Origin of the sequence: Clostridium isatidis, from assembly GCF_002285495.1 — a bacterium.
GTDB lineage: Bacteria > Bacillota > Clostridia > Clostridiales > Clostridiaceae > Clostridium > Clostridium isatidis.
Map to the genome: position 1 here is coordinate 200,001 of NZ_CP016786.1, position 16,353 is coordinate 216,353.

A 16,353-nucleotide genomic window follows, 5' to 3' on the forward strand; every position below is an offset into this window, starting at 1 on the left:
CTAGTTGCATGCCGTAGACCCGAAACCGGGTGACCTATCCATGGCCAGGTTGAAGCGGGGGTAAAACCCCGTGGAGGACCGAACCACGTTGCTGTTGAAAAAGCATGGGATGAGCTGTGGATAGCGGAGAAATTCCAATCGAACTCGGAGATAGCTGGTTCTCCTCGAAATAGCTTTAGGGCTAGCGTCGGATATGAGTAATGGAGGTAGAGCACTGAATGGGCTAGGGGGCATATTGCTTACCGAACCTTATCAAACTCCGAATGCCATATACTATTAGTCCGGCAGTCAGACTGCGAATGATAAGGTCCGTAGTCAAAAGGGAAAAAGCCCAGATCGTCAGCTAAGGTCCCAAAGTGTAAGTTAAGTGGTAAAGGATGTGGGATTTCTAAGACAACTAGGATGTTGGCTTAGAAGCAGCCACTCATTTAAAGAGTGCGTAATAGCTCACTAGTCGAGAGATCCTGCGCCGAAAATGTCCGGGGCTCAAACTTACCACCGAAGCTACGGGTTCACACTTCGTGTGAGCGGTAGAGGAGCGTCGTAATCGGGCTGAAGTCGTACCGTAAGGAGCGGTGGACTGATTACGAGTGAGAATGTTGGCATCAGTAGCGAGATGTAAGTGAGAATCTTACAGGCCGAAAATCTAAGGTTTCCTGGGGAAGGCTCGTCCGCCCAGGGTTAGTCGGGACCTAAGCCCAGGCCGAAAGGCGTAGGTGATGGACAATTGGTTGATATTCCAATACCACTATTATCGTTATTATCGATGGTGTGACGGAGAAGGATAGGATGTGCTAGCCGTTGGTCGTGCTAGTCTAAGCATTTAGGGAGTCAGGATAGGCAAATCCGTTCTGACAATCCTGAGGTGTGATGGGGAAGGTCATTATGACCGAAGTATCTGATTCCATGCTTCCAAGAAAAGCATCTAGAGAGAGAAGTAGTGCCCGTACCGCAAACCGACACAGGTAGATGAGGAGAGAATCCTAAGGCCATCGGAAGAATTGCAGTTAAGGAACTAGGCAAATTGACCCCGTAAGTTCGCGAGAAGGGGTGCCTGCGAGAGCAGGCCGCAGAGAATAGGCCCAAGCAACTGTTTAGCAAAAACACAGGTCTCTGCTAAAGCGTAAGCTGATGTATAGGGGCTGACGCCTGCCCGGTGCTGGAAGGTTAAGGGGAACACTTAGCGCAAGCGAAGGTGTGAACTTAAGCCCCAGTAAACGGCGGCCGTAACTATAACGGTCCTAAGGTAGCGAAATTCCTTGTCAGGTAAGTTCTGACCCGCACGAATGGCGTAATGACTTGGGCACTGTCTCAACTGCAAATCCGGCGAAGTTGTAGTGCGAGTGAAGATGCTCGCTACCCGCGATTGGACGGAAAGACCCCGTAGAGCTTTACTGTAGCTTAGCATTGAGTTTCGATATTGTCTGTACAGGATAGGTGGGAGACTGGGAAACTGGGGCGTCAGCCTCAGTGGAGTCGTCCTTGGGATACCACCCTGATAGTATTGGGATTCTAACTGGACGCCATGAAGCTGGTGACAGGACATTGTTAGGTGGGCAGTTTGACTGGGGCGGTCGCCTCCTAAAAAGTAACGGAGGCGCCCAAAGGTTCCCTCAGAACGGTCGGAAATCGTTCGTAGAGTGTAAAGGCAGAAGGGAGCCTGACTGCGACACCCACAAGTGGAGCAGGGACGAAAGTCGGGCTTAGTGATCCGGTGGTACCTCGTGGGAGGGCCATCGCTCAACGGATAAAAGCTACCTCGGGGATAACAGGCTGATCTCCCCCAAGAGTCCACATCGACGGGGAGGTTTGGCACCTCGATGTCGGCTCGTCGCATCCTGGGGCTGAAGTAGGTCCCAAGGGTTGGGCTGTTCGCCCATTAAAGCGGCACGCGAGCTGGGTTCAGAACGTCGTGAGACAGTTCGGTCCCTATCCGTCGCGGGCGTAGGAAATTTGAGAGGAGCTGTCCTTAGTACGAGAGGACCGGGATGGACTGACCTCTGGTGTACCAGTTGTTCTGCCAAGAGCATAGCTGGGTAGCTAAGTCGGGAAGGGATAAACGCTGAAAGCATCTAAGCGTGAAGCCCCCCTCAAGATGAGATTTCCCATAGCATAAGCTAGTAAGACCCCTTGAAGAACACAAGGTTGATAGGTTAGAGGTGTAAGTATGGTAACATATTTAGCTGACTAATACTAATAGGTCGAGGGCTTGACCAAAATAATAATGGCTATATTCATGTGCAATTTTCAGAGAACAATTTCTCTGAAATCTGGTGACAATGGCGTAGAGGAAACACTCCTTCCCATTCCGAACAGGACAGTTAAGCTCTACAGCGTCGATGGTACTGCAGGGGAAGCCCTGTGGGAGAGTAGAACGTTGCCAGGTTATATATGCCTCGATAGCTCAGTCGGTAGAGCAGAGGACTGAAAATCCTCGTGTCACTGGTTCGATTCCAGTTCGAGGCACCATTTATGGCGCTATAGCCAAGTGGTAAGGCAGAGGTCTGCAAAACCTTTATCCCCGGTTCAAATCCGGGTGGCGCCTCCAAAAAAATCCTACAAGTTTTCTTGTAGGATTTTTTTTATTCTTGAATTAATAAATATTTTTTTGAATCATATCTGAATTTAACTCCAATAGGCATGGTAATATTAGGATAATCGTGACCGAAAGGGAAATATTTTATTATAGGTATATTAAGAGGTAGTAATTTTTCTTCGATAATTTCTTCAATTGTAAGAGTATTTTTAGTACTAGTACAATCTGTAAAATGACCAAGAATTATAGCTTGTAGCTTATCAAGTTTTCTGCTGCATATAAGTTGAGATAACATTCTATCAATAACATAGGGACTTTCGTTAACTTCTTCTATTAATAGTATATTATTTTTAAATTTTATTTCATAAGGAGTTCCTATTGTAGAGCAAATAATAGATAAGTTACCGCCTACTAACCTTCCTTTGAAATCTCTTGAGTTATAAACTTTTAAATTATTATTACAAATACTTTTTAAATTGTAGGTTATTTTATTGTTGATGTTTTCTAATATATTTGTAAAGTAATGCTCTGTTATAGGATCATCAAAATCTGAATTAATCATTGGTCCATGAAAAGTTGGAAATTTACATTTTTTATTTATATAGTTTAGTAGTAAGGTAATATCACTATAACCACAAAAGATTTTAGGGTTTTTTTTGATGGTATTTAGGTCTAAATAATTAGCTATTCTAATAGATCCATATCCACCCCTATAACAAATAATAGCATCTACTTCTTTGTCAGCAAACATTCTATTAATATCATCTGCTCTTTCTTTATCAGTACCTGCTAGATATCCATAAGAATTGAATATGTTTTTTCCTAATTTTATTTTATAGCCAAGTTTTTTAAATAGAGTAATATTTTTATTTGCTTTTTCAATATCATCTGTAGAGGCTGGAGCTATAATTCCAATAGTCGAACTTTCTTTATTAATAGATTTTAGCTTAATCAAGGTTTCACCTACTTATATTATTTTATAATATTATATATTATAAAATAAAAAGGATATGTTCCTTTTTATGAGAACATATCCTTTTTGTAAAGAAGATAAGCTGTACCAATAGTTAAAAATAGTATTATGACACTAATTATCTCAAAGCCATAAGGATGATTTATTAGAGGCATTTTGTCAAAGTTCATACCAAATATTCCACCAAATATTTCTGGTATAGCCATTAATATAGTAACAGAGGCTAGAACCTTCATCACTATATTTAAATTATTAGATATAACAGAAGCAAAGAAATCCATTGTACTAGCTAATATATTGCTATATATCTCTGTCATTTCAATAGCTTGTTTATTTTCTATAATAACATCTTCCAAGACATCTTTATCTTCTTCATACTTTTGCATAATATCGAGTTTTAACATTTTTTCCAAAGTTATTTCATTAGCTTTTAGTGAAGTAGAAAAGTAAACTAAAGATTTTTCTAATGAATGTAATTGAATAAGCTCCCTGTTTTTCATTGATTTATGGAGACGCTTCTCTATCATTAAGCTTTTTTTATCTATTTGTCTTAAATAAAGTAAGTAATTTGATGCAATCTTACTTAATATTTGAAGAATAAATCTAGATTTTTTAAAGGTAAAAAAGGATTTAACTTTTCCGTTAATAAAATCTGATAATATTCTGCTGTTTTTTAAACAAACTGTTATTATTTGCTTGTCAGTATGTATTATTGCTAGAGGATAGGTATCATAGGTAAGTGAATTTTCCTCCATTTCAGTAAAGGGAATATCAACTACAACTAATAAGCAATTATCTTCTATATCTATACGAGAGGTTTCTTCGTCATCTAAAGGTGCTTTTAAAAATTCTAAAGGAACATTAGTCTTTTTAGAAATTAATATTAATTCTTCATCAGATGGAGCAACAATATTAATCCAGCAGCCATTCTCTATATTTTTTAATGTTTTTAAGGTTGGATTTTCCTCGCTTACACTTTTATAAATTTGAATCATATTTGACCTCCATATATGAATTACTCCTTTAATTATACTATAATATAAAATATTAAATAAGGGAAATGATTAATTTAATAATTATAATAAACAGTAAGGGGAAATATAAAAGTAGGCTCTAGTTTAAGAGCCTACTTATTGTAAAATTCATTTTTTACTTCTGCTAATAAATTTTCATTAACTATAATATCATATCCAGTAAAGGCAAGAGATAGAGCAGCTTTCATAGCTTCATTAAAGCCATGTTCAGAAATTGTAGCCTTTGCAAATTCTTTTGTTCCATATTTAATTGATTCATCTTTTATTATTGAGAAATATGGATGAATTGTAGGAACTTTTTTACTTACAATTCCAAGACTTAAACCTGATTTAATATCTCTAGGTGCTTGAATATTTATTATTCCATTTTCTTTAAGATTATGGCTAAACAACCTATTTAATGTTCTATTTGTACGTAATTCTTCGCTTTCTGGTTCGTATAATGATATAGAATATTGAATTCTAATCAGTTTTGATACATATATTACTATTTCTCTAATTTTATTTTCTACTACCCGTACTACATCCATTTCTTTTCCCCTAATATAAAATTTTGCTTCAGCTTCTGGAGGAACTAAAAGCGGGGTGTATCCTCCTTTAGATAATATTGAGTTTATTTCAATATCTTTGGGAAATCCTTTTTGTAAAGAATTTAGTATGTTAAAGGTTAATAAAATTCCGTCTAGAGAGTTATAATCTTCTTTATTTAAAAAACTAAATCCATTACTGCTTAAGAATTTAACTTGCATAGGAACTATTGCTGAAGAACTGCCGCTTTCAGAAGTAATTACATCTGGGTGCGATACTAAAACAGCATCTATATCATCAAAAACTCCTTGTTTTGTCATTATAGACTTTGTTCCACCTAAATATTCTCCTGGGCATCCAATTATTATTACAGAGCCATTAATTTTATGTATAATTTCTCCTAAAACAATAGCGGCAGCAATGGAGGTGGCGGTTAGGAGATTATGACCTGTTAAGTGACCTTCATTTAATACTGCATCATATTCACATAAAAAGCATATTTTTGGATGTCCATTTCCCTTAGAAGCAAAAAAGGATGTATTTAAATCTAAGAAGTTTTTTTCTATTTTAAAATTATGTTTACTTAAAAATTCACATATATAATTGCTGCTATTTACTTCTTTATAGCTGGCTTCCGGATTATTAAATAAAAATTCATTTAATGATTTAATATCTGTTTTAGATTTTTCTAAAGCAGAAATCATACAATTTTTCATATTACACTCCTCCTAACTTTCCATATATTTATTTTTCTTTAAATGATTATAAATATACCTAAGTGTCGAGAATAATAATAAATTTATGATTAGGAAGGGATTATAATATGGATTTATTAATTAAGGGAATAGATAATAACGAAAATAAATGTATAATTTGTGGAAAGGAAATATATAGTGATATAATTATTAATAAAAGTTTAGTATGTAATTCATGTTATGATAATATTTCTCTATTAAATGTAGATGATTTTGAATATAATTATTATAAAAATAAAATAAAAGTGTGGTTAAAAAGAAAATATAAAATAAACATATGAGGGAGATATAAATGAAAAAAGGAAAGTTTATAGCCTTTGAAGGTGGAGAAGGCTCAGGGAAAAGTACAATATTAGAGATGATTTATAATTATTTTATTGAAAATAATGTAGAGTGTATAAAAACAAGGGAACCTGGTGGAATTAAAATTTCAGAGGATATTAGAAAAATAATTCTTGATAAAAATAATACTCAAATGGATGCTAAAACAGAAGCTCTTTTATATGCAGCAGCAAGAAGACAGCATCTAGTAGAAAAAGTTATTAAAGAATTAGAGCAAGGAAAAATAGTTCTTTGTGATAGATTTGTTTACTCTTCATTGGTTTATCAAGGTTATGCTAGAGGATTGGGCATAGAAGAAATATATAATATTAATAAGTTTGCAATAGATGAGTACATGCCTGATTTAAATATTTTTTTTGATGTAAGTCCTGAGGTGGGACTAGCAAGAATAAATAAAAACAAAGATAGAGAAGTAAATAGACTGGATTTAGAAAAGATGGATTTTCATTATAAGGTGAGAGAAGGCTATATTAAACTATGTGAAGCAAATAAAGAAACTTTTATAAAAATTGATGCAGAAAAATCAATTGATGAAGTTTTTGAAAGTGTAAAAAGTAAAATAATTAAATTTATAAAATAAGATAGCATATTCAGGAAGTTTTTGCTGGCAATTAGATTATAAATTTTTGCTTAATTTATAATCTAATTATGATAAAATATAGATGATAGTATTATTTATGGAGGGTTATATATGAAATTAGTAATAGCCATAGTTCAAGATGATGATTCAGCAGAATTAATTGATTCTGTAACAGAAGCAGGTTTTAGGGTTACAAAACTAGCTACTACTGGGGGATTTTTAAAAGCTGGTAATACAACTTTAATTATTGGAGTTGAAGAAGAAAAGGTAAACTATGTTATTAGTTTGATAGAAGATACATGCAAAAAACGCAAGCAGATAATAAATACTACAACACCTATTACTGGTAATGTGGATATCTTTATGTCTTATCCTATAGAAGTTGAAGTAGGTGGAGCAACTATATTTGTTTTAGATGTAGATCAATTTATTAGGGTATAAATAAATTATTGGAGGATATCATGGGGGAATTTATTGGACATAGCAGAATATTAAATAATTTAAATTTAAGAATCAGCAGTGGAGAAATCTCCCATGCCCACATAATAGTTGGAGAAGACGGAATTGGAAAGAGCCCTTTAGCTATTATAACAGCTAAAAATATATTAGGGCTTAGGAATAATAGGGAATCTGTAGATATTATAAATTATAGATTAAAAAAAGCTTCTTTTGGGGTTGATGAAGCTAGGGAAATTATAAATGAGATTAATAAAAAGCCCTATGAGGGAGATAAGAAGATAATTATAATTCATGATGGAAATAAATTAACCGTTCAAGCTCAAAATGCTCTTTTAAAAACTATAGAGGAGCCTCCTAAGGGTGTTTATATTATTTTATTATGTGAGAGTTTAGAGCTGATTCTAGATACAATAAAATCTAGATGTGAAATACATAAGCTAACTCCTTTATCAAATGAAGAAGTGAATTTATATCTAAAAAATATAGGCATTTCTGAATATAAAGAAGAAGAAGTAAGCGCAGCTATTTCATATGCAGAAGGAATACCTGGAAAAGCTGAAGCTTTTTTAAAGGATTCATCATTAAAGAATTTACGGGATATATTGATTGATTTATTATATAAAATTGTAAAAGGTGATATTAGTAATTTATTAGAATTTGAAGATAAATTTTCATCATATAAAGAGAAAAAAGAAGAGATATTAAATATTTTATCATCCTTTGTAAGAGACATAATGGTTTTCAAAGAAATAAATAATGAAAAGGGAATAATAAACAAAGATAAAATAAATGATATTAAGCAATTAGCTATTGAAATGTCCTATAAGAAACTTACTAAGATTATTGATAAAATAGGAGAGTGTAGATACAATCTGTTAAAAAACTCTAATTTTTTATTAACCGTTAGAGTTATGCTTATAGGTTTTATGGAGGTTAAATAATGATAGAAGTTGTAGGTGTAAGATTTAAGAAGGCAGGTAAAATATATTATTTCGATCCAAATAATTTAGAAATAAATGCTGGGGATTTTGTCATAGTAGAAACTGCAAGAGGAATAGAATTTGGAGAATGTGTTATTGGAATTAAGGAAATACCTGAATCTGATATTGTAGCACCTTTAAAAAGCGTAATAAGAGTTGCAGAAAAAGAAGATATTAAAAAACATAAAGAAAATAAAGTTAAAGAAAAAGATGCTCTAGAAATTTGTTTAAAGAAAGTAGAAGAGCATGGATTAAATATGAAACTAATTGATGTAGAATATACATTTGATAATAATAAAGTAATATTTTATTTTACAGCAGATGGAAGAGTAGATTTTAGGGAATTAGTAAAGGATTTAGCTACTATCTTTAAAACTAGAATAGAGCTTAGACAAATTGGTGTAAGAGATGAGGCTAAGATGTTAGGCGGATTAGGAGCTTGTGGAAGAACTCTTTGCTGCTCAACATTTTTAGGAGATTTTGCATCGGTTTCTATAAAAATGGCTAAGGAACAAAATCTTTCATTAAATCCAACAAAAATATCTGGAATATGTGGAAGATTAATGTGCTGCTTAAATTATGAGCAAAGTACATATGAAGATATAAGACAAAGATTACCTAAAGTGGGGTCTATTGTGAGGATAGATGATATAGAGGGGGAAGTTGTATCTAATAGTACAGTAAAAGAAAGTGTAAAAGTAAAATATAAAAGGATAGACGAAGAAATAATAGAAGAATTTAAAATAGATAATATTGAATTAGTAGAAGGAAGTTATGAAGATGCTGTTGATGATACAGAAATAAAATTAGAAGTTGAGTCACCAGAAGATAAAAATTTACTTAAGGATCTTATAGAGGAAAATTAGGGGGAGAATAGATATGAAGTCCTTTTTAAAGGTTCCTAATATGAAAGATAATAAAGATGTTGCTATTATTAGAGAAGCAATAGCTAAAAATATTGGTGTAATAGCCTGTGAAATATTACTATCTAAAAAAGAAGTTACTATATTCTATGATGAATCTAGTATAACCTTAGATGATTTAATTTCTTCAATAGAAGATATGGGATATACGGTAATTTAAATTAAATATAAAACTTAACACTTTAAAATTTATAATCCCTATGTTAGAATAGTAATGAAATATTCTTATTTGTAGGAGGTGCTTTATATGGCATATAGAATAGAAGATTCATGCATAAGCTGTGGTGCATGCGCTGCAGAATGCCCTGTTGAAGCTATAACTCAAGGAGATACTCAATTCATCATTGATGAAGATACTTGCATAGATTGTGGAAACTGTGCAAATGTTTGTCCAGTAGGAGCTCCAGTAGAAGCTTAATTTAAATAAAGAACCGCTAGTAATAGCGGTTCTTTATTTTTGTTTTGATAACACTATTATAGTGCATGGTTCATCAAATAATAGCTCATCAGTATGTATTATATCTTTTTCTATTAAAGGAGTATTTTTCATTGATGATAGAAACTTATGAGGTCCATCAAGAAAAAAATAATCTGAAGAACTTTTATAAGCCATTGGAATTACATATTTAGGATTAATATTCTTTGCTAGTTTAGCTGCTTGTAAACCATCTAAACAAAAGTGCCCGCCAATAGGAATAAATAAAAAATCACAGCCATATATTTTAGACAATAAATCAGCATCTAAACAATGGCCTAATGAACCCAAATGACACACTTTATAATCATCAATATTAAAGTAATATATAATATTTTCTCCTCTTTTATACCCATTTAGGTCATCTCTATAACTTTTATAGCCTTCAATTGTTATAAATTCATTAGTAAAGTTACAGGGAGAAGTTATAACAGTAGAATTATTATTTATAAAGTCATTAATAATTTCATTATTATGTAAATGACTAAAAGTAATTATATCTGGATTAAAATCATACTTTTCTATTAAAGGGTGAATTTGTATAGGATCTAAAAGAATTTTCTTGCCCAGAGAAGTTTTTATTAAGAAACTTGTGTTACCTATCCACTTAATCTCCATATTTTTATCACCTCAATTATAGTTTTGACAAAAGTTGATAGAATTAACAAATAGACAATTAAAAAATAATAATATATAATAAAAGTCAAAGAAGGTCAATAAAAATTTTAGTTTAAGAAGGTGAGAAAATGGCAAGAATTTCTGATGTAATAGAAAATTTTATAAAAGATATGATAAGTGAAGAGGAAAAAAGTATAGTTTCTATTCGTAGAAACGAATTAGCAGATAAATTTTCCTGTGCACCATCTCAAATTAATTATGTTTTATCAACAAGATTTACTTATGAGAAAGGATATGTTATAGAAAGTAAAAGAGGTGGTGGTGGATGCATTGTTATAAAGAGAATTAATTATCATGACAATAGAGAAAAATTAAAGTTAATAGGTGATTCAATTGGGAATAGCATCACCTATAATGGAGCTTTATCTATATTAAATCATTTAAAGGAAATAAATTTAATTACCAAAAGAGAATATGAAATAATGAAAATAACTTTAAATGATAGAACAATAGCATCCTCTGATTACAAGAATGAACTTAGAGCTGATATTCTTAAGGGAATGTTAGCTATTATCTTATCATAATTTATAAAATTTAATAGTGTAATAAAATAATGTGGATTGGAGGTATATATGGTTTTTGGGAATTTTACAGAGAGGTCTCAGCAGGTTTTAGTAGAAGCTCAAAGGGAATCACAATATTTTAAACATGGTTATATAGGAACAGAGCATATTCTTTTAGGGATATTAAAGGAAGGCGGATATGCAAAGGAAGTTCTTTATAATAATAAAATAACAATTGATGATGTTAGAAGGGTAATAGAAGATTATTTGGGATTTGGAGATATTGATATTTCTATTGGAGAGATGTTATTAAATCCCAAAACAAAAAAAGTTCTTGATGATAGCTTAATTAAAGCAAAAGCCTTTAATCACAACAATGTAAAACCAGAACATATTTTATTATCATTATTAGATGATAAAGAGGGAGTAGCTTATTATATTTTAGAAACTTTAAAGTTTAATTTTAACTTAGCAAAAAATAAATTGCAAACCTATCTTTATGAAAACAAATTAGGAGAAGCTAATATTGAAAATAAAGCTAAGAAAAAAAATTCTAAATTAGCAATGCTTAATCAATATGGGGTAAATCTTACTGAACTTGCAAGAGAAGGGAAACTTGATCCTGTAATTGGAAGAGAAAAAGAAAATCAAAGAATATTAGAAATATTATGCAGGAGAATAAAAAATAATCCTTGTCTTATTGGTGAACCGGGAGTAGGAAAAACAGCTGTTGTTGAAGGTCTAGCTCAAAGAATAGTTAATAATAATGTTCCTGATATTTTAATAGATAAGGAAATAATATCTTTAGACCTAACCTCTATGATTGCTGGAGCAAAATATAGAGGAGAATTTGAGGAAAGATTAAAACGAGTAATGGAAGAAATTAAAATGTCTCAAGATATTATAATTTTTATAGATGAAATACACACAATAGTAGGTGCTGGAGCAGCAGAAGGAGCCATAGACGCTTCTAATATTTTAAAGCCGGCTCTAGCAAGAGGTGAAATAAAATGTATTGGAGCCACTACTATAGATGAATATAGAAAGTATATAGAAAAAGATCCTGCCTTAGAGAGACGATTTCAGCAAGTAAGGATTGATGAACCAACAAAAAAAGATACACTTCTAATTCTTAAGGGTATAAGAGAGAAATATGAAATACACCATAATGTAAAGATAGAAGATGAAGCTTTAGAAGCTGCTGTAGAATTAGCAGATAGATATATTACAGATAGATACTTGCCAGATAAAGCAATTGATTTAATAGATGAAGCTTCAGCAAAAGTAAGAATAGAGAACTTAAATAATTCTGCAGATATTAAAAATATAGAAGATATAAAATTCGAAATAGAAAATATAGTTAAGGAAAAGGAAAATTCAATAATAAATCAAGATTTTGAAAAAGCAGCTTATTTAAGGGATAAAGAGCAGGAGTTAAGAGAGAGATTAAATAATTATAGAGTTAATTCAAATAATGAAATAAATTGTAATTATATAGTCAATAGAGAAAAAATAGCTAAGGTTGTATCTGCCTGGACAAAGGTTCCATTAGAAAAACTTACAGAGAAGGAATCTGAGAAGTTATTACGTCTAGAAGAAACTTTACAAAAAAGAGTAATAGGCCAAAAGGAAGCTATTTTAGCAGTTTCTAGAGCTATAAGAAGGGCAAGGGTTGGTTTAAAAGATCCTAACAGACCTATAGGAACATTTATATTCTGCGGACCAACAGGTGTTGGAAAAACTGAGTTATGTAATGCCTTAGCTGAAGCTATGTTTGGAAATAAAAGAAATTTAATAAGAATAGATATGTCTGAATATATGGAAAAACATTCTGTTTCAAGGCTTATTGGGGCTCCTCCAGGCTACGTTGGATATAATGAAGGGGGGCAGCTAACAGAAGCTGTAAGGAGAAATCCATACTCAGTAATATTACTTGATGAAATTGAAAAGGCCCATGAAGATATATATAATATATTGCTTCAGATAATGGAAGATGGACGATTAACAGATAATATGGGAAGAAATATCAACTTTAGAAATTCAATAATAATAATGACATCTAATATTGGAGCCCATAATATTAAGAAGCAAAGTTCTGTTGGTTTTTTAATTAGTAATGACTTAGAAAAAGATGAATATGAAAAAATGAAAAGAAATATTATGGAAGAAGTTAAAAAGAAATTTAAGCCAGAATTTCTAAATAGAGTTGATGATATAATAGTATTTCATAAGCTAAAAGAAAATGACATATTAAAAATAGTTAATTTAATGCTAAACAATACAATAAGTAAGCTTAAAGAGAGAGAAATAACCTTGAGTTTAGACGAGGAAAGTAAAAGGTTCTTAGTAAGTAAAGGTGTCGATACAACTTATGGGGCAAGGCCTTTAAGAAGGGTAATTACTAAGGAATTAGAAGATAAATTAAGTGAAGAAATGTTAAAGGGCTTTATAAAAGTTGGAGATAATTTAGAAGTTTATTGTGGAGAAAATGGACTTAAGTTTAAACACATCTCATAAACAATTACAATGGAGAATTGGCAATGGGCAATTAAGGAGGAACTTCAAATAAAAAAATTTAAAATTATTTTCAAGTTGTTTTTGGCTGTTACGCAGTTTTGTGTAACGGCTTATTTTTTAATAATAATTTGTTTATTAGTGAGAATAATAAAAATATAAAATGACTAATAAAATGAGAAAAAATATTAATTATTAGTTGCATTTTATATATAGTAACTATATAATGGAAATAAGATATACCCCTGGGGGGTAGAAAGAGGAGGGAATATGAGTAAGGAAGTTAGAAATAAAGATTTAGTAATCATAGGCGGCGGTCCAGCAGGATTAACAGCAGCCATATATGCAACTAGAGCAAAACTAGATATGATTTTATTAGAAGATCAAATAGTAGGCGGTCAAGTTAGAAATAGCTACACTATTGAAAATTATCCTGGATTTAAAGAGGTTTCAGGTTCAGAATTAGCTGATAAAATGCAGGAGCAAGCAGAGGCTCTTGGAGCTGAAATAGATGAGTTTGATATGATTGAAAAGGTAGATTTTAGTGTAGATCCCAAAATAATTGAGACTACTAATTATATATATAAAACAAAAGCAGTAATAATAGCTACTGGTGCAACTCCTAGAAAGCTACCTATACCAAATGAAGAGAGATTTTCAGGAAAGGGAGTACATTATTGCGCAGTATGTGATGGAGCAATGTATGAAAATAAAATAATAGGAGTTGTAGGTGGAGGAAATTCTGCTTTAGAAGAAGCCTTGTTTTTAAGTAAATTTGCTTCAAAGGTAGTTATGATAAGAAGATATGACTACTTTAGAGGAGAAAAATCTACTCTTGATGAGGTAATGAAAAACCCAAAAATAGAAATTCTATTTAATGAAGATTTAGTAGATGTAAGGGGAGAAAATTTTGTTGAAAAGGCCTTAATTAGAAATGTAAAAAATAATACTGAAAAAGAAATTCCAATGGATGCTGTATTTGGATATATTGGAACAGAGCCTAAAACAGTACAATTTAAGGATTATATAAATTTAACTCCTAATGGTTATATTATAACTGATGAATTAATGAACACTAATATAAAGGGAGTTTATGCAGCAGGAGATGTTAGGGAAAAGCAGCATAGACAAATAACAACAGCAGTTGCTGATGGTACAATAGCAGCCCTTGAAGCAGAAAAATATATAGTAGAAAGTAAAAGAAAATAACTAAAATCTAGAGGTGATAAATATGATAAGAATTTATTCAACATCATGGTGCCCATCATGTATAAAAGCTAAAAAGTTTTTTAAAATGAAAGGATGGGATTATACAGAAATTAATGTTGCAGATGCAAAAGAAGATAGAGAAGAAGTGTTTAAGGTTTCTGGACAAAGAACAGTTCCAGTAATTGATATAGATGGCAAAGTAATAGTTGGCTTCGATCAAAAAGCTATAGAAGCAGCTATACAAAAATAAAGGGCAGGTGATAGTATGTTTAGTAATATTAAGGATCAGGAATTAATATTTAGAAATTTAATAAATGGTAACTGGACAAATAGTAAAAGTGGAAAGTTTATTGAAATATATTCACCAATAGACAATAGCCTTGTAGGTAAAGTTCCAGCTATGACTACAGAAGAAGTTGACTATACTTTTGAATGTGCTAGAAAGGCACAAGAGAATTGGAAAAATACACCTATAAATAAAAGAGCAGAAGTTCTTTATAAAGCAGCAGATATATTAGAAGATAAGGTTAAGGATTTAACTTATATAATGATGTTGGAAATAGGTAAGGATAATAAAAGCTGTGAATCAGAAATTTTAAGAACAGCAGATTTTATTAGATTTACTGCAGATGCATCAAAGAGTTTATCAGGAGAAAGTATCCCAGGAGATAGTTTCCCAGGATTTAAGAGAAATAAGATATCAGTGGTTACAAGAGAACCTTTAGGTGTAGTATTAGCGATATCTCCTTTTAACTATCCAATTAACTTAGCTGCATCTAAAATTGCCCCTGCAATAGTAGCAGGAAATACAGTGGTTTTAAAGCCTGCAACTCAAGGAAGTCTTTGTGGATTATATTTAGCAAAAGTTTTTGAAGAAGCAGGAGTTCCAGCAGGAGTTTTAAATACAGTTACAGGAAAAGGAAGCGAAATAGGAGATTATATAGTAACTCATAGGGATGTAGATTTTATAAACTTTACAGGTAGTACAGAAATAGGAACAAGAATCTCTAAGATAACATCAATGGTACCATTACTAATGGAATTAGGTGGTAAGGATGCTGCTATAGTATTAGAAGATGCAGATTTAGATTTAACAGCTTCTAATATAGTATCAGGTGCTTATTCTTATTCTGGTCAAAGATGTACAGCAGTTAAGAGAGTTTTAGTTGTTGATAAGGTTGCTGATGCTTTAGTTGAGAAGATAAAAGAAAAGGTTGAAAAATTATCAATTGGAAATCCTTTAGAGATTGATGATGTAAATATAGTTCCTTTAATTAATAGCAAAGCAGCAGATTTTGTAGTTGAACTTATAGAAGAAGCAAAAGAAAAAGGAGCTAAGTTATTAGTTGGAGGAAATAGAGAAGGAAATCTTGTTTATCCAACATTATTTGACTATGTAACTACAGATATGAGATTAGCTTGGGAAGAACCATTTGGTCCAGTATTACCAATAATAAGAGTAAAAGATAAAGATGAAGCTATAGCTATAGCAAATGAATCAAAATATGGTTTACAATCAGCAGTGTTTACAGAAAATATAAATGAAGCATTTTATGTAGCTGATAGGTTAGAAGTAGGTACTGTTCAAGTTAACAATAAAACTGAAAGAGGACCAGATCATTTCCCATTCTTAGGAGTTAAAGCTTCGGGTATTGGAACTCAAGGAATTAAATATTCAATAGAAGCAATGACTAGACCTAAGGCTACTATTATTAATTTAGTGGAAAGAAAATAATATGATAATATATTAAAGGTTTTTTTGTAAAAAAGAAGGTTGTTATCAATCTTCTTTTTTTATTATTGAGCCTTTATTAATTAATGTTCAAAACGATTACATGTTTTATTTTTATATAAGTCATAGTAT

Annotated in this window: 16 protein-coding genes, 2 tRNA genes and 2 rRNA genes (1 of these 20 cut by a window edge); 16 read left to right on the forward strand and 4 right to left on the reverse strand. The window is 31.7% G+C overall.

All coding sequences use genetic code 11. The features are described 5' to 3' along the window. From BEN51_RS00945 to BEN51_RS00960, 4 genes are all read left to right on the forward strand, one after another. Positions 1-2,217, forward strand: a 23S ribosomal RNA gene (locus tag BEN51_RS00945) (it extends 689 nt beyond the left edge of the window). A 52-nt stretch (positions 2,218-2,269) separates the two neighbouring features. Next, positions 2,270-2,386 (forward strand): 5S ribosomal RNA (rrf, locus tag BEN51_RS00950). Between the two features lie 7 nt (positions 2,387-2,393). Continuing rightward, positions 2,394-2,469: transfer RNA gene (locus BEN51_RS00955), tRNA-Phe, on the forward strand. 5 nt (positions 2,470-2,474) lie between these two features. Then, positions 2,475-2,548 (forward strand) — tRNA-Cys (locus BEN51_RS00960). A 34-nt stretch (positions 2,549-2,582) separates the two neighbouring features. Here the strand turns inward: BEN51_RS00960 and BEN51_RS00965 are convergent. The 3 genes from BEN51_RS00965 to BEN51_RS00975 form a co-directional block, all read right to left on the reverse strand. Continuing rightward, positions 2,583-3,491 (reverse strand): S66 peptidase family protein, encoded by a 909-nt coding sequence (locus BEN51_RS00965; RefSeq protein WP_119864240.1) that lies wholly within the window; start codon positions 3,489-3,491, stop codon positions 2,583-2,585. A 65-nt stretch (positions 3,492-3,556) separates the two neighbouring features. After that, a complete protein-coding gene (locus BEN51_RS00970; RefSeq protein ID WP_119864241.1) occupies positions 3,557-4,504 on the reverse strand; it encodes a magnesium transporter CorA family protein in 948 nt (315 codons plus the stop codon). Positions 4,505-4,635: 131 nt separating this feature from the next. Beyond that, positions 4,636-5,787 carry a zinc-binding metallopeptidase family protein gene (locus BEN51_RS00975; protein ID WP_119864242.1) on the reverse strand — a complete coding sequence of 384 codons (1,152 nt, stop codon included), beginning with the start codon at positions 5,785-5,787 and terminating at the stop codon, positions 4,636-4,638. Positions 5,788-5,894: 107 nt separating this feature from the next. Between BEN51_RS00975 and BEN51_RS00980 the strand changes: the two genes are divergently transcribed. From BEN51_RS00980 to BEN51_RS01010, 7 genes are all read left to right on the forward strand, one after another. Further along, complete coding sequence (locus BEN51_RS00980) at positions 5,895-6,107, forward strand: sigma factor G inhibitor Gin (RefSeq protein ID WP_119864243.1); 213 nt, start codon at positions 5,895-5,897, stop codon at positions 6,105-6,107. An 11-nt stretch (positions 6,108-6,118) separates the two neighbouring features. Beyond that, entirely contained in the window at positions 6,119-6,748 is a 630-nt protein-coding gene (tmk, locus tag BEN51_RS00985; RefSeq protein ID WP_119864244.1) for a dTMP kinase, read from the forward strand. A gap of 111 nt (positions 6,749-6,859) precedes the next feature. After that, positions 6,860-7,189, forward strand: a complete 330-nt coding sequence (locus BEN51_RS00990; RefSeq protein WP_119864245.1) for a cyclic-di-AMP receptor — start codon at positions 6,860-6,862, stop codon at positions 7,187-7,189. A gap of 20 nt (positions 7,190-7,209) precedes the next feature. Next, the gene (locus BEN51_RS00995) at positions 7,210-8,148 is read left to right on the forward strand and encodes a DNA polymerase III subunit delta' (RefSeq protein ID WP_119864246.1); all 939 of its coding nucleotides are present in this window, start codon (positions 7,210-7,212) and stop codon (positions 8,146-8,148) included. Beyond that, complete coding sequence (locus tag BEN51_RS01000; protein ID WP_119864247.1) at positions 8,148-9,053, forward strand: PSP1 domain-containing protein; 906 nt, start codon at positions 8,148-8,150, stop codon at positions 9,051-9,053. Before BEN51_RS00995 ends, BEN51_RS01000 begins: the two co-directional genes overlap by 1 nt. Before the next feature lie 13 nt (positions 9,054-9,066). Further along, the gene (locus BEN51_RS01005) at positions 9,067-9,270 is read left to right on the forward strand and encodes a heavy-metal-associated domain-containing protein (protein WP_119864248.1); all 204 of its coding nucleotides are present in this window, start codon (positions 9,067-9,069) and stop codon (positions 9,268-9,270) included. Between the two features lie 87 nt (positions 9,271-9,357). Beyond that, positions 9,358-9,528 carry a DUF362 domain-containing protein gene (locus BEN51_RS01010; protein WP_119864249.1) on the forward strand — a complete coding sequence of 57 codons (171 nt, stop codon included), beginning with the start codon at positions 9,358-9,360 and terminating at the stop codon, positions 9,526-9,528. A 33-nt stretch (positions 9,529-9,561) separates the two neighbouring features. On the opposite strand, the gene BEN51_RS01015 is transcribed toward BEN51_RS01010, so the two are convergent. Next, positions 9,562-10,203, reverse strand: a complete 642-nt coding sequence (locus BEN51_RS01015) for an MBL fold metallo-hydrolase (RefSeq protein WP_119864250.1) — start codon at positions 10,201-10,203, stop codon at positions 9,562-9,564. 128 nt (positions 10,204-10,331) lie between these two features. Between BEN51_RS01015 and BEN51_RS01020 the strand changes: the two genes are divergently transcribed. The 5 genes from BEN51_RS01020 (at position 10,332) to BEN51_RS01040 (ending at position 16,224) form a co-directional block, all read left to right on the forward strand. Beyond that, a complete protein-coding gene (locus BEN51_RS01020) occupies positions 10,332-10,787 on the forward strand; it encodes a CtsR family transcriptional regulator (protein ID WP_119864251.1) in 456 nt (151 codons plus the stop codon). 48 nt (positions 10,788-10,835) lie between these two features. Beyond that, positions 10,836-13,283, forward strand: coding sequence for an ATP-dependent Clp protease ATP-binding subunit (locus tag BEN51_RS01025; RefSeq protein WP_119864252.1), 2,448 nt, complete (start codon positions 10,836-10,838; stop codon positions 13,281-13,283). Positions 13,284-13,550: 267 nt separating this feature from the next. After that, a complete protein-coding gene (gene trxB / locus BEN51_RS01030) occupies positions 13,551-14,489 on the forward strand; it encodes a thioredoxin-disulfide reductase (RefSeq protein ID WP_119864253.1) in 939 nt (312 codons plus the stop codon). Between the two features lie 22 nt (positions 14,490-14,511). Next, positions 14,512-14,739 carry a glutaredoxin family protein gene (locus BEN51_RS01035; protein ID WP_119864254.1) on the forward strand — a complete coding sequence of 76 codons (228 nt, stop codon included), beginning with the start codon at positions 14,512-14,514 and terminating at the stop codon, positions 14,737-14,739. A gap of 15 nt (positions 14,740-14,754) precedes the next feature. Next, positions 14,755-16,224: an NADP-dependent glyceraldehyde-3-phosphate dehydrogenase gene (locus BEN51_RS01040; RefSeq protein ID WP_119864255.1), complete on the forward strand. Its 1,470-nt coding sequence runs from the start codon at positions 14,755-14,757 to the stop codon at positions 16,222-16,224. Positions 16,225-16,353 lie beyond the last annotated feature (129 nt).

What these genes read in the sequence shown, in the direction of transcription:
- BEN51_RS01020 (WP_119864251.1), top strand. Translation starts at nt 10,332, where the DNA reads ATGGCAAGAATTTCTGATGTAATAGAAAATTTTATAAAAGATATGATA.
- BEN51_RS00995 (WP_119864246.1), top strand. Translation starts at nt 7,210, where the DNA reads ATGGGGGAATTTATTGGACATAGCAGAATATTAAATAATTTAAATTTA.
- BEN51_RS00975 (WP_119864242.1), bottom strand. Translation starts at nt 5,787, where the DNA reads ATGAAAAATTGTATGATTTCTGCTTTAGAAAAATCTAAAACAGATATT.
- tmk (WP_119864244.1), top strand. Translation starts at nt 6,119, where the DNA reads ATGAAAAAAGGAAAGTTTATAGCCTTTGAAGGTGGAGAAGGCTCAGGG.
- BEN51_RS01025 (WP_119864252.1), top strand. Translation starts at nt 10,836, where the DNA reads ATGGTTTTTGGGAATTTTACAGAGAGGTCTCAGCAGGTTTTAGTAGAA.
- BEN51_RS00970 (WP_119864241.1), bottom strand. Translation starts at nt 4,504, where the DNA reads ATGATTCAAATTTATAAAAGTGTAAGCGAGGAAAATCCAACCTTAAAA.
- BEN51_RS01035 (WP_119864254.1), top strand. Translation starts at nt 14,512, where the DNA reads ATGATAAGAATTTATTCAACATCATGGTGCCCATCATGTATAAAAGCT.
- BEN51_RS00990 (WP_119864245.1), top strand. Translation starts at nt 6,860, where the DNA reads ATGAAATTAGTAATAGCCATAGTTCAAGATGATGATTCAGCAGAATTA.
- BEN51_RS01010 (WP_119864249.1), top strand. Translation starts at nt 9,358, where the DNA reads ATGGCATATAGAATAGAAGATTCATGCATAAGCTGTGGTGCATGCGCT.
- BEN51_RS01000 (WP_119864247.1), top strand. Translation starts at nt 8,148, where the DNA reads ATGATAGAAGTTGTAGGTGTAAGATTTAAGAAGGCAGGTAAAATATAT.
- BEN51_RS01040 (WP_119864255.1), top strand. Translation starts at nt 14,755, where the DNA reads ATGTTTAGTAATATTAAGGATCAGGAATTAATATTTAGAAATTTAATA.
- BEN51_RS00980 (WP_119864243.1), top strand. Translation starts at nt 5,895, where the DNA reads ATGGATTTATTAATTAAGGGAATAGATAATAACGAAAATAAATGTATA.
- BEN51_RS01015 (WP_119864250.1), bottom strand. Translation starts at nt 10,203, where the DNA reads ATGGAGATTAAGTGGATAGGTAACACAAGTTTCTTAATAAAAACTTCT.
- BEN51_RS01005 (WP_119864248.1), top strand. Translation starts at nt 9,067, where the DNA reads ATGAAGTCCTTTTTAAAGGTTCCTAATATGAAAGATAATAAAGATGTT.
- trxB (WP_119864253.1), top strand. Translation starts at nt 13,551, where the DNA reads ATGAGTAAGGAAGTTAGAAATAAAGATTTAGTAATCATAGGCGGCGGT.